This is a genomic window from Nostoc sp. CHAB 5836 (assembly GCF_020829445.1).
Taxonomy (GTDB): Bacteria; Cyanobacteriota; Cyanobacteriia; order Cyanobacteriales; family Nostocaceae; genus Nostoc.
The window spans coordinates 70,976-83,779 of record NZ_JAIVFV010000007.1; the positions used below are offsets into that span (position 1 = coordinate 70,976).

The following is a 12,804-nucleotide window of genomic DNA, read 5'->3' on the forward strand; positions in this document are numbered from 1 at the left end:
AATTATTACTTTTCACTACTCTTGGCAGAATAAAATTAGGCCAAAGCATTGAAGCGATCGCCAAAGCGATGACACAGCCTAAAATAACCATCACCACAATCCCGTTACCAACTAACATTGATTTAACAATTGCTGTTTCTGTGGGGATGGGAATTGCGATCGCTTTTTGGGCAAATTGTGCTTTTGCTCAAATTACTCCCGATGCCACTCTACCTAATAATTCCACCGTCAAACTAGAAGGTAACACCAGAATTATTGAAGGAGGAACTAGAGCGGGTGACAATTTATTCCACAGCTTTGGGGAATTTTCCGTTCCCACTGCAAGCACTGCTTTCTTTAATAATGCTCTTGATATTCAGAACATCATTAGCAGGGTAACGGGTAAGTCAGTTTCAAACATTGATGGATTAATTCGCACGTCGGGTATAGCTAACCTGTTTTTACTTAATCCCAATGGGATTATTTTTGGCAAAAATGGCCAATTGAATATTGGCGGGTCTTTTGTGGCAACGACCGCAAATGCCATTCAATTTGGCAATCAAGGTTTTTTCAATGCTAACAATCCAAATTCTCCTGCACTACTGACGGTCAATCCTTCAGCTTTGCTATTCAATCAAATTACGGCTGCACCGATTCAAAATAACTCAGTAGCACCAGCAGGATTAGATCCTACAGAAAGCGTGAATGCATCTGGTCTGCGTGTTGGAGATGGTCAAAGCTTGCTGTTAATAGGTGGCAACATAAGCATGAATGGTGGCAGATTAAATGCTTTTGGTGGGCAAGTTGAGTTAGGAGGATTGGCAGGAGTAGGAACAGTTGGGCTGAGTGTGGATGGCAACTTGTTAAGCTTGAGTTTTTCTGATGAAGTAGAACGAGCAGATGTGTCTTTAACTAATCGTTCCCAGATATATGTACCTGGGGAGAACAGCGGTAGTATTGCTATTAATGCCCGAAATATAGATATTTTGGCAGGAAGTCTTATTTTAGCAGGGATAGTGTCAGGACTAGGTTCTACTGACAGTCGGGCAGGAGACATTACGCTCCGTGCTGTAAACAAAATTAGAGTTGAAGATTCAAGTACAATTGCAAATACTTTATCTAAAAATGCCACTGGAAATGGCGGCAACATAGATATCATCACAGGGTCACTCTCTGTTACTAATGGCGCTCAACTGCAAAGCCTTACCAGAGGGCAGGGGAATGCTGGCAACATTATTGTTAATGCCAATGATATTGTCTCCTTCAATGGAGGTTTTGCGGTTAGCAGCGTGGGAGATACTGCCAGTAGACAGGATGGAAATATACAAGGTGGAAATATCAATATTGCTGCGAGGTCACTCTCTGTTACCAATGGTGCTCAACTCACTGCCAGCACCTTTGGAAAAGGAGATGCTGGTAGTGTGAATATTAATACCCACGATACAGTTTCTTTTGATGGAATCAACAGCAATGCATTCAGCACTGTAGAACCAGGAGGCGTGGGTAAAGGTAGCGACATTAACATCACCACTGGGTCGCTCTCTGTTACTAATGGCGCTCAATTGAGTGCCAGCACCTTTGGAAAGGGAGATGCTGGCAATGTCAATATCAATGCCCGCGATACCGTTTCTTTTGATGGGAAAGTTAATGGCTTGGCCAGTGCTGCATTCAGCACTGTAGAATCGGGAATTGTAGGTAAGGGTGGCAACATTAACATCTTTACTAGGTCGCTTTATGTTACTAATGACGCTCAATTGAGTGCCAGCACCTCTGGAAAGGGAAATGCTGGTAGTGTCAATATCAATGCCCGCGATACGGTTTCTTTTGATAAAAGCTTTGCGTTAAGCCTTGTAGAACCAGGAGCCATAGGTCAAGGTGGCAACATTAACATCACTACTGGCTCTCTCGCTGTCACCAATGAAGCTGAACTAATTGCTGGCACTGCTGGAGAGGGAGATGCTGGCAATGTAAATATTAATGCCCGCGATACCGTTGCTTTTGATGGATTCTTGAGCGCTGCATTTAGCAATGTGCAGCCTGATGCCACTGGTAAAGGTGGTGACATAAACATCACCACTGGATCGCTCTCGGTTACCAATGGCGCTCAACTGAGTGCTGCAACTAAGGGAAACGGAAATGCTGGTAGTATCAATATCAATGCCATCAATGCCCCCTATACAGTTTCTTTTGACGGGAGTGCTATGGAATTTGCTAGCGGTGCATTTAGCGTTGTGGAACCTGATGGCGTGGGTAAAGGTGGCGACATCAACATCACCACAGGGTTGCTTTCAATAACTAACAGTGCTGAATTAGCTACCGGCAGCATAGGACAGGGTAATTCAGGCGACATAGCAGTTACAGCCCGTTCTATTCGTCTTGATAACAAAGGCAGTATTCAAGCTATAACTGCATCAGGCAATGGCGGAGATATCACCTTGAACGTGCAAGACCTGTTAATCTTACGTCATACCAGCCAAATCTCCACTACTGCTGGCACTGACCAAAAAGAAGGAAATGGCGGTAATATCACCATCAATACCCCATCGGGCTTCATCGTCGCCGTTCCCAATGAAAATAGCAACATCACCGCCAATGCCTTTAAAGGCTCTGGTGGCAAAGTCACAATCAACGCTACTGGTATTTTTGGTATGACAGTGCTGAGTCGAGAAGACTTGGTACGAATGCTGGGAACTAACGACCTAGCTCAACTCGACCTTCAAAAGCTTCCAAGTAGCATCACGGCAATTTCCCAGACAAGTCCTACTTTAAACGGTCAGGTAACTATTAACACTCCAGATACTGACCCCAGTCGCGGCTTAATTCAACTACCCTCTAACCTCGTAGATGCATCCCGACAAATTGCCCAAGGTTGCACTCCCAGAGGACGACAAAACGCCAGTCGTTTTATCGCTACCGGACGCGGTGGATTACCCCAAAGTCCTAATGAACCGTTGCGGGGACGAGCAGTGATTACTGGTTGGGTAGATTTGCCACCAGAAGCAACAACCATCGCGGATAAATTATCTACTGCATCTATAACCAAATCTAGCGATCGCATTGTAGAAGCTCAAGGATGGATTGTCGATGCTAATGGTAATATTATACTTGTGGCTCAATCTGTGCAAAGTTTTTTTATTCCCTCTGCCATGTCCTGTAGTCAATAATTCGTTACTCCAATCGGGGGAGGAATTACGATGAAACTCAAGAGTTATAAAAATAATCAGTGGCAACAGATATGTAACAGATGTAATATATGGTTCACTCTTCCCTTTAAAATCCATAAGTTGTCTGTTTTCATGCTCTTGGTTCTGGTGACAGCTTTTTTGTGCGTTACTGCTTTTCCTGTTGCTGCAACCTTAGAGAAACAACATATCGCAACTCTTGGAGTCTCAATCCAAAATCCGACTGCACAAACACAAGACTTGCTGCAACAGGGTAAAGTGCTGTATGAGGCAGGACAGTTTGCAGAAGCGGTTAAAGTTTTGCAACAAGCAGTTAAAAGTTATGGTAGCCAAGGCAATGAATTGCAACAAGCTGTGGCATTAAGTAATTTGGCATTGGCATATCAAAAATTGGGTAATTTGACACCAGCGCAACAGGCAATTACGGATAGCTTGAAGTTGCTCGAAAAATCTTCTACTGCCCAAAATCTTCAAGTTCTAGCTCCAATTCTAGATATTCAAGGTAGTATTCAACTAGACTTGGGACAAGCTGAACAGGCACTTAACACCTGGCAACGTGCGGAAGCCAGCTATAAGCAATTAGGCGATCGCAATGGCATTACCCGCGATCGCATCAATCAAGCACAAGCATGGCAAGTTTTGGGATTTTACCGTCGGGGTTTGACAATCTTGACTCAATTGCAGCAGGAGTTACAATCAAAACCTAACTCTATTATCAAAGCCGTAGAATTACGGTCTTTTGGCAATGCTCTGCAACTAGCTGGAGATTTGAATCAATCCCGTCAGGTATTACAGCAAAGTTTGTCAATTGCCCAAAAATTGGATTCTCCCCAGGATGTCAGCGCGGCTTTATTCAGTTTAGGCAACACGGCACAAGTACAGCAAGATTTTAAGGGTGCAATACAGTTTTATCAGCAAGCTGCTGCGATCGCTCCTAACTCGATTAGCAAAGTTCAGGCTCAAGTTAATCAGTTGAACTTACTAGTGAACACGGGACAAACAGCCGCTGTGCAGACACTATTGCCGCAAATCCAAACTCAACTGACACAACTACCTGCTTCTGTAACAACTATTTATGCGCAGATTAATCTAGCTCAAAGCTTGATGAAATTCGGAACTACACCCAAAGCGATCGCTCAAATCTGCGCCAGAGCCTTGCAACAAGCTCAAAATTTAGCAGATAAACGAGCTGAGAGCTTTGCCCAAGGGACTCTGGGTAGTGTGTACGAGCAAACTAAACAATGGTCAATAGCCCAGAACCTCACCCAACAGGCACTGAACATAGCCCAAACAATCAACGCCCCAGATATCGCTTATCGTTGGCATTGGCAGTTAGGACGCTTGTTAAAACAGCAGGGAGACATTGAGGGCGCTATTGCCAGCTATGATACTGCGATCGGTGAGTTGCAAACTCTCCGTAGTGACTTAGTGGTTGTGAATCGGGATGTCCAGTTTTCCTTTAAAGAAAGTGTAGAACCTGTATATCGAGAGTCCGTAGAATTATTGTTGCAGTTCCAGCAAACTCATCCGAGCGAACCAACCCTAGAGAAAGCTAGACAGATGATTGAAACACTGCAACTAGCGGAATTAAACGACTTTTTTCGGGAAGCTTGCATTAATGCCAAAACTGTTTTGCTTGACACGGTGGTAGATAAAGATAATCCCACAACTGCAATCATTTATCCCATTATTCTGCCTTCTCAACTCCAAGTGATTGTCAAAATTCCTAACCACCCACTGCGTAATTATACAGTAAACAAGTCACAGAAGCAAGTAGAAGGTATTCTCAGACAACTCAGAGAGTATCTGTTAGAACCTGATCGGACTGAGGAAGTGCAGGCGCTGTCACAAGAAGTCTATGGGTGGTTAATCAAAGAAATTGAGTCAGATTTAAAAGAAAGTGGAGTCAAAACCCTTGTATTTGTACTGGATGGAATATTGCGAAATGTGCCAATGGCTATATTGTATGACGGTCAGCAATATCTAGTAGAAAAATACGCTGTAGCACTCAGCTTAGGACTTCAGTTACTCGCACTCAAACCCTTGACACAAACAAAACTCAATGTACTAGCTGCCGGGTTAGTGCAACCACCACAAGGCTTTCAACAGCAATTTCCACCGCTACCAGAAATTAAATCAGAATTCCACTCTATTTCCCAAGCGATCGCATCTACCACCCAGTTACTAGATCGGGACTTCACCAGTAAAAACCTAGAGAGTAAGGTTAATGCTGTGCCATTTAATGTGTTACATCTGGCAACTCATGGTGAATTCAGTTCCCGTCCTGAGAATACTTTTATACTTGCTGCTGATGGTCCGATCAACGTTACACAATTTGATAGCTTGCTGCGCCGTCGGGATGAAACTCGCTCCGAAGTCTTGGAAATGCTGGTTTTAAGTGCTTGCCAAACTGCTACTGGTGACAATCGCGCCACGCTAGGGCTAGCAGGAACATCGGTAAAAGCTGGTGCCCGTAGTACCTTGGCTTCACTGTGGCATATCAGTGATAAATCTACTGCGATCTTAATTGGTGAATTTTATCATGAGTTAGTTAAAACTAAGGTGACAAAGGCTGAAGCCTTGCGTCGTGCCCAAGTAAAATTATTAAAAGATTATCCCAATTACAGTCGTCCTGGCTACTGGGCACCTTATGTTTTGGTTGGTAACTGGCTTTGACAAAGCCTATCCAAATTATTTTCTTGTTGCTCCAACCAAGCTTCTAAATCAGATACATCCGTGAAATCTAATAATGCCTCAGCTAAGTTTTCTAACTGCTCTGTAGATAATCCCCGCACTCGTTCAATTAATAGCGGCTCAATTTCGTTAAACCGTCGGTTAAACAGACGATTAATCATTGTAAACGCTTCTTGCTGTCTGCCCTTCTGTAATATATCTTGATAAATTACCGACTCTTGCATAACGTCCTCGCTTAATAATCGACGAATCAAATTTTTATCAAACCGTAAACCTGCTAATATCTCTGTATACCCAGCGATATTTTGCCTTATATCTCTATCTGAAATTGTAGCAACCCTTTGGGCAACCTGTGATAACAACCCTTGGGGTGAGATTGTTTGTGTTAATGGTGCTAATGCTAGTAATGCTTGATTATTCAGAAATAGTGCTGAATCTTGCTCCCATAAGCGGATAACTCGATAGCGATGGGTTGTAGTTTCGTCTACATATTCTTCTGTAAATGCTATTTCGTCGTCTGTTTCTTGCAAGAAAATTACCACTTGCGTTACAGGAATATCATATTGCCGTTTGAGTCTGACAGAATAATCCAACATTCGGAAAGGAATAGGAGGTGCAGATTTTGTTCGAGTCTGAAATTCGATGTGCAAAATCCGATTTTCTGTTTGCAAAAATGTCACGGAGTCAGCGCGAATTGGTTCGATGCTCAACTCAGTTTTTAATACTTTGATTTCTTGTGGTTCTACTGGTAGTAGCCAGCGTGCAAATTCTGATGGATATTCTTCAGCTAAGATTTTACAAACGTTATCAAAAGCCACAGTTCACACTCAGGTATATAGATATTTATGTAATTAATATTATCCAAATTATCGGCGTTGTAAGTAAGTCGGCAAGAATAAATCAAACTACGTTACGAAACGTAAATACACCTTAAACCCTTACAAATGACGAAGGACAAATGACAAATGACAGCCTTAACCAGTTAGCTTTATTTTCGTCGCTCTACTTATAAATGCGGGATAAATTGAGATTAAAGCATGATTTAGGCGATCGCCTAATCCTGCAAAGAAGCCAGCGATCGCCCTTATTTAAACTCCAAAATATTAAGTCTGTTTGTTCCAATGTCAAGGCGGAAGCTGCTACAAACTGCGCGAAACACCCAAAGGTGAAGACAGAAGTTACTACTCTTAAGGCGGAAGTTGCTACAGACTGCGCGAAACACCCAAAGGTGAAGACAAAAGTTACTACTCTTGAGGCAGAAGCTGCTACAGACTGCGCGAAACACCCAAAGGTGAAGACAAAAGTTGCTACAGACTGCGCGAAACACCCAAAGGTGAAGACAGAAGTTGATCCTCTTAAGGCGGAAGCTGCTACAGGAAAGGCAAAATAGAGAAATTTGTCGAGCCTACCTCAACGAGTAAATTTCCAGAACGCCAAAGGCTCGTTCACAAGTATTAAAAACTCATTTACAAGTCAACAATATCTAGCGATCGCTGAATTTTCCGGTACGATAAATGAGATATCTTGATTTCCAACGCTCTCACAATAATTAGCTCTCTTTTCTAAGAATACCTTCGCCATTTTTTGTAGATTGGGTTGGGTTTTGCTCAACCTACGACTAACCACCTACAACCGTGGGAAAAATTCTACTCAAGTCTAATAAGACATCTTCAAATCCAGGAATCGCCACTGACTGATGTGGCAAAGATATCTGCTTGCTGAGGTAATTGAATTCACCTTGAGCATTTTGATACGGTTGGCTGTAACGCTCAAGTTGGCAAACATTTAAGTTGACAATCCAATAATCAGAAATTCCGGCTTCTGCGTAGATTTCTAACTTTGTTGTTTGGTCGTAATTTAGGGTTGAGTCGGAAATTTCAATCACTAAAAAAGTATCTTCAGGATAGGGATGATGGGGAAGATAGTCAGTTTCATTTCCTCGTGCGATCACCACATCTGGTTCAGGTTCACTATCTGATGGTAGTATGATTGGCTCTTGACAACGCACAACAGCCTGATCGCCTAGCAATCGATCCAGTTGTCTACAAAGTCGAGTTGTGCAAAATGTGTGAGGTGTGCCTTTGGCTACCATCTGAATTAGTTCTCCGCGAATCAACTCGATGCGATCGCTCTCTTTGAGAAATTCCAGTTCAATCAGCCGATGATATTCGTCAATAGTGAATCGCTTTGGTGTGACAACGTTCATGGGACGTCACCGATTTAACTGTTATGTACTTTCCAGTTTACCATCTGTATCCATTGGCTATTGCCCATTCAATCGAGGCTTGAGCCTACCACACTGTTAGCTTCAATCAAGCTCAAAGGCTCATTCACGAATATTAAAAGCTCATTTACAGTCAACAATGTTGTGCGATCGCTAAATAGAACTCTTGCAAAAGTCTTTTGTGATAAATAGGTCGGCGCAATTAAAGATAACTGGTGATGGCTGTCATTTGTCCTTTGTCATTCGTCCTTGGTAAGGGTTTCAAGCCTGTTTACGTTTCGTCACATAGTTTGATTTATTTTCACCGACTTACTTATAATTAAGGGTTTGATAATTTACGATGAATCGCCTGATAATACTTGCTCGAAACAATTTATAAACTCTTACCAAAAACTGAAATTAGAATAACCCCTAATCATACCACAAAATATTTATGCAAGAGTTCTTATGATTGTTTGATGCCCCAATTTTGATAAAGTAGGCGATCGCTGTTAAAAACTAGGCAATAGTAAAACTACTGAGCGCTAATTATTGTTTGTTTCTTAAGCTGATGCCAAAACTGGCTTGATTATGTAGTTTTGTAAAGTTTAAACAGGAGTTGCATAAAGCTATTAACTTGACCTGAGTAAATAATGTATGCCCGATTAACCCTTACACAATCAGACTTAGGCGATATTCTCGAAAAAAATGCTCCATTCTAGAGGCCATAAGTTGAATTGACCGTTTTTGATCTGCGATCGCCTAAAATTTCACTGATAGCCGAGAAACATCATTTTTGGCTCTGGTCTGGGAGCGGGTTTGGGCCTTAGACACAAGAAAAACGGCGGCTCAATCAATAATGCTTAGTCAGTAAACCAAACTTACAAACAGAAAGTTCAAATGATGCTTCACAATTTTATCCGAATGCTAAGTCTAGGGGCTTTAATCATAGAGATAGTGTTGTTACCTGTTTCTAAAGCCAACGCACAGAATATTACCTTACCACCTCCGGAATCTGGGTCGTTTTTTACGGCATTTGACTTTATTCCTGATGGCAGATTAGTCATTTTTACTGGTACTGAAGTCAAAATTCAGACACAACAGAATAGTTCAAACTTTGACCTGATCGGAAATCTTCCACCTGAGTTTCGTGGTGGCAGTGACCCTGCCTTTGTCGCCACTGGTCTGGATGGAAGCTTTTTCATTTTGGGTACAGGAGCCGGGGGTTCTAAATTTCCTAATCAGCCGTTTAACGGCAGTATCTTTCTCTTACCCAGGACTGGTGGTCAAGCAAAGTCAGTAGCACTAATCCCGTTTCATGCTGCTGGCGATTTTCGGCGTCCACAAGAGCTATTCATCAATCGAGGTGAGGCGAGTTTCTCACGCTCTGCCGTTGAACGCCTTAACCTGAAAACTAAGAAAGTTCAGACTGTCATTGATAACATTCCTGGTGCTTCATCTGGAGTGGGGGTTGACCGTCACGGCAACATTTATACTGGAATTGGTTCTGATCCAAATCGAACCCGGACAGGAGAGATTCGGCGTTTCTCGCGCAGGGACATTAATCGGGCAATCCAAACACAAGTGCCACTCAATTTTGATCGCGACGGTGTGTTTGTAGCCAAAGTCTTAAGTGCTGGTAATCTTCTGTTTGATCAACAAGGTGATCTTTGGGTCGGGGGTGGTGACATCGTTGGTGGCGGACAACAGGGTTTTATTGCTGAGATTGATCCGCAAACAGGTACAGTGCTTCGACGCATAGATCCTACTGACGGCAACCCAGATACCGGTTCAACAACTTTCTTCGGTCTTGCAATTAGCAAACCTTTTTCTTGCACAATTGGGGCAGTAAATTTCTATGACCCAAACAGAACATTCTTCAAGATTGACGCCTGTCAGAAAAAGTTATCGTCAAATAAAAATGATTAACTCTCTATACATCGGTGATAGGTTAACGTCAAAAGGAGAATTTTATGGCTGTTAATCCGCAACAGGAACTTATTTGGCAAGGTCGCATACACCTGGGTGACGAACCAGGCATTTACGGTGATGCTCACTACTCAGGGATTTGTGCTGAATTCCCAATCACTATATATCGGTCAGACCCAAGCAAGACGGATGACAAGCCGTTCAAATTGGTTTTGGAAACCGAAGATTTGAACACTTACAATGGTTATCCTGGTCACGCGATTACTGTAATCATCTATGAACCCGACCCTAATCAGCAATTTCATTCGGTAGAGCGGGTTATCGTTCAAGGACGTTTTACTTCAGTGGATAACAATCGCAAAGAAATTGAAGTCAAGCCTGGTACAGCAAAAGGGCTTTTCTCAATCACAGTTAGGTTACGTGTTGATACATCCGTCAACCCTGGACTCTATGATGACTTTATCTGGAGCAAACTGTCCTTGGTCTCTACCGATTATACATATTACGCCTCGTTCGGCTTTATACAGCAATAATGTTAGCGGCTTTGACAACTCAGATGACGTCATCAAACCGAGCAGTAAGTAGGTCGGCGCAATTAAAGCTAACTGGCTAAGGCTGTCATTTGTCCTTTGTCATTGGTCACTAGTAAAGATTTTAAGGCTATTTACGTTTCGTAACATACTTTGATTTTTTCGCGCCAACTTACTTATCTGGAAAGATATTATTGTTATCAGGTTCCACTCTCCAGGCTTAAAAATCAAAATTATCCATATTTTCACAAGTGCAATCACTCACGTTTAACTTTCTTAAACTTCTGATCAGATTTCAGTTTCCTACTGTCGAGAAAATTAATTGCAACCAATTAGCTCAATTACTATTAGATTCTGCAAAGCCACGGCCATTACTGCTAGATGCACGAAGTCAAGCAGAGTATGGGGTAAGCCATATCGAAACAGCAGTGCGTATAGATCGTTTAACACCTGACCTAGCAACACTTTCAACAATTTCAAAAGATAGACCAATTGTTGTGTACTGTGCTGTTGGCTACCGGAGCGCAAAATTAGCCCAACAGCTTAATGAAGCCGGGATGAAGTGCATTTATAACTTAAGCGGTGGGATTTTTCAGTGGGCAAATGAAGGGAGGCCAATCTTTCAAGACAAGCATCCGACGCAACTTGTACATCCTTATAATGCAATATGGGGAAAACTGCTAAAAGCTACTCACCATGCTCAGGAGTGGTAAATTTTAAGTAAATGCGTAAGTACTAGGATCAAATTCGTGATCCAAAAGTGGCTCAGATGTTCCGATTTTTCTCGATTACTAAAGCCTATCAACATTGAGCAAGTACAATAAAAGCAACGATAAAACTACTCCTGCTGCATGTCTCAAGTTTCGATTGTCATTCCTACTTTAAACGAAGCAGTTAGCTTAGGGCGTACATTGCGCCAACTGACTCTACTTAATCCACCCGCAAAGGAAGTGATAGTTGTAGATGGTGGCAGCGAAGATGAGACAGTCGCAGTTGCAAAGCAATGGTTTGGGTCATTCAATCAGTCGCTATCTGTACAAGTTCTCTCATCTGAGCAGCGTGGGCGTTCTATTCAGATGAATTACGGTGCATCGGCTGCAACTGGAGAGATTCTTTGCTTTCTTCATGCAGACACTTGGGTACCGGATGACCTAATCACCGTAATAGAGCAAACGCTAGCAGAACCAACCATTGCCTGTGGGGGGTTCATTTCTCTGATGAGTGGATCTCAAACGACTCGCTGGGGCATCTCTGTGCATAACTATCTAAAAACCTACTACGCACCACTGTTATTTAAGCCTCACCTGTTTTTTCGAGGATTGCGTCTGTTGTTTGGAGATCAGGTAATGTTTTGTCGTCGCACTAACTTTTGGGATTGCGACGGATTTAATGAAGCATTGCCAATTATGGAGGATGGAGATTTATGCTTGAGATTGCTTAAAAAAGGACGTATTTATCAGGTGAACCGTATTGTTCACTCTTCAGATCGCCGCGTCGCAAAATGGGGTAGCTGCAAAGCAACCGCAATTTACCTTTATATCGGTTTTTTGTGGGGGATTGGCGTTGATGCAAATTATCTCAAACAATTTTATCAAGATATTCGCTGATTTAGGCTCCAGTCATAGTAAAGATAGGAAATCGGCGTTGAGGCATTCATTGGCAGGTCTGTTTCTAGGTAGGAGCGGATATATTCTGGAATCGAGGATGTAACCTTGAGAAAGTCTTGACGATACCATTTGAAGATTTTGCTACAGTAGAGTGTTTTACTCTCTGATTCATAACGGACTTTTTCCGGATTGTTAATGAAGCGACGGGTGTCTTCATCTAACTGCTGAGTAACTTGTTGAGGAAAATAAGCACCAGCACGCAGTAACGGGCAACCAACCGAAGCACAGACAATTGCAAAATGAATTTGTGGCTCCTGTAATTTTTCCCGCAGAATAGAGTTCTCTATTTGGGCTAAACTGTAACGTTCGCCAAATATATAATAACCACGACGTTGAAAGAACCACAAAAAAGTCAGCCAGTTGGGAATGCCTAAGATTCTCGGGCGAATTGACTCAAACGGGTATCTCTCCAAAATTGCCGAAATGGTGAACGCATTGTAAAGGTTAATCCACAATGCCAATTGCTCAAAAGTGTTGCAATCAGATGTCAAAGCCAGATTTTTTGGACTTGACAACCAATCTGCGATCGCAGATGGTTGCTCTGTTTTCCAAGCAATATAGTCTACACGACCCTGTTGATCAACATACTGACGCAATAACCTATCCCAAGGTTCAAAATC

Annotated in this window: 10 protein-coding genes; 7 read left to right on the plus strand and 3 right to left on the minus strand. The window is 42.4% G+C overall.

Going from position 1 to position 12,804, the window contains the following annotated elements; translation table 11 throughout:
- Positions 1-68 precede the first annotated feature (68 nt).
- Both LC605_RS02780 and LC605_RS02785 read left to right on the plus strand, forming a co-directional pair.
- Positions 69-3,143: an S-layer family protein gene (locus LC605_RS02780; protein WP_229546052.1), complete on the plus strand. Its 3,075-nt coding sequence runs from the start codon at positions 69-71 to the stop codon at positions 3,141-3,143.
- A gap of 30 nt (positions 3,144-3,173) precedes the next feature.
- Complete coding sequence (locus LC605_RS02785) at positions 3,174-5,837, plus strand: CHAT domain-containing protein (protein ID WP_369010347.1); 2,664 nt, start codon at positions 3,174-3,176, stop codon at positions 5,835-5,837.
- Here the strand turns inward: LC605_RS02785 and LC605_RS02790 are convergent.
- Positions 5,810-6,673 (minus strand): Rpn family recombination-promoting nuclease/putative transposase, encoded by an 864-nt coding sequence (locus tag LC605_RS02790; protein WP_229546053.1) that lies wholly within the window; start codon positions 6,671-6,673, stop codon positions 5,810-5,812. The two genes, LC605_RS02785 and LC605_RS02790, sit on opposite strands and share 28 nt — an antisense overlap.
- Positions 6,674-6,879: 206 nt before the next feature.
- Here LC605_RS02790 and LC605_RS02795 point away from each other — a divergent pair, with 206 nt between their 5' ends.
- A complete protein-coding gene (locus tag LC605_RS02795; RefSeq protein ID WP_229546054.1) occupies positions 6,880-7,245 on the plus strand; it encodes a hypothetical protein in 366 nt (121 codons plus the stop codon).
- A 228-nt stretch (positions 7,246-7,473) separates the two neighbouring features.
- Here the strand turns inward: LC605_RS02795 and LC605_RS02800 are convergent, their stop codons facing one another.
- Positions 7,474-8,061, minus strand: coding sequence for a Uma2 family endonuclease (locus LC605_RS02800; RefSeq protein WP_229546055.1), 588 nt, complete (start codon positions 8,059-8,061; stop codon positions 7,474-7,476).
- 897 nt (positions 8,062-8,958) lie between these two features.
- On the opposite strand from LC605_RS02800, the gene LC605_RS02805 reads away from it, so the two are divergent.
- From LC605_RS02805 to LC605_RS02820, 4 genes are all read left to right on the plus strand, one after another.
- Positions 8,959-9,987, plus strand: a complete 1,029-nt coding sequence (locus tag LC605_RS02805) for a hypothetical protein (protein ID WP_229546056.1) — start codon at positions 8,959-8,961, stop codon at positions 9,985-9,987.
- A gap of 44 nt (positions 9,988-10,031) precedes the next feature.
- Positions 10,032-10,520, plus strand: a complete 489-nt coding sequence (locus LC605_RS02810; RefSeq protein WP_229546057.1) for a hypothetical protein — start codon at positions 10,032-10,034, stop codon at positions 10,518-10,520.
- A gap of 248 nt (positions 10,521-10,768) precedes the next feature.
- Entirely contained in the window at positions 10,769-11,230 is a 462-nt protein-coding gene (locus tag LC605_RS02815) for a rhodanese-like domain-containing protein (RefSeq protein WP_229546058.1), read from the plus strand.
- Positions 11,231-11,368: 138 nt separating this feature from the next.
- Positions 11,369-12,124: a TIGR04283 family arsenosugar biosynthesis glycosyltransferase gene (locus LC605_RS02820; protein ID WP_229546059.1), complete on the plus strand. Its 756-nt coding sequence runs from the start codon at positions 11,369-11,371 to the stop codon at positions 12,122-12,124.
- Here the strand turns inward: LC605_RS02820 and LC605_RS02825 are convergent.
- Positions 12,109-12,804: DUF547 domain-containing protein (locus LC605_RS02825; protein ID WP_229546060.1), on the minus strand; the 696-nt coding region annotated here is incomplete at its 5' end. The two genes, LC605_RS02820 and LC605_RS02825, sit on opposite strands and share 16 nt — an antisense overlap.

Coding starts and splice junctions, on each gene's coding strand:
- LC605_RS02800 (WP_229546055.1), bottom strand. CDS start 8,061: ATGAACGTTGTCACACCAAAGCGATTCACTATTGACGAATATCATCGG.
- LC605_RS02820 (WP_229546059.1), top strand. CDS start 11,369: ATGTCTCAAGTTTCGATTGTCATTCCTACTTTAAACGAAGCAGTTAGC.
- LC605_RS02805 (WP_229546056.1), top strand. CDS start 8,959: ATGATGCTTCACAATTTTATCCGAATGCTAAGTCTAGGGGCTTTAATC.
- LC605_RS02785 (WP_369010347.1), top strand. CDS start 3,174: ATGAAACTCAAGAGTTATAAAAATAATCAGTGGCAACAGATATGTAAC.
- LC605_RS02780 (WP_229546052.1), top strand. CDS start 69: ATGACACAGCCTAAAATAACCATCACCACAATCCCGTTACCAACTAAC.
- LC605_RS02810 (WP_229546057.1), top strand. CDS start 10,032: ATGGCTGTTAATCCGCAACAGGAACTTATTTGGCAAGGTCGCATACAC.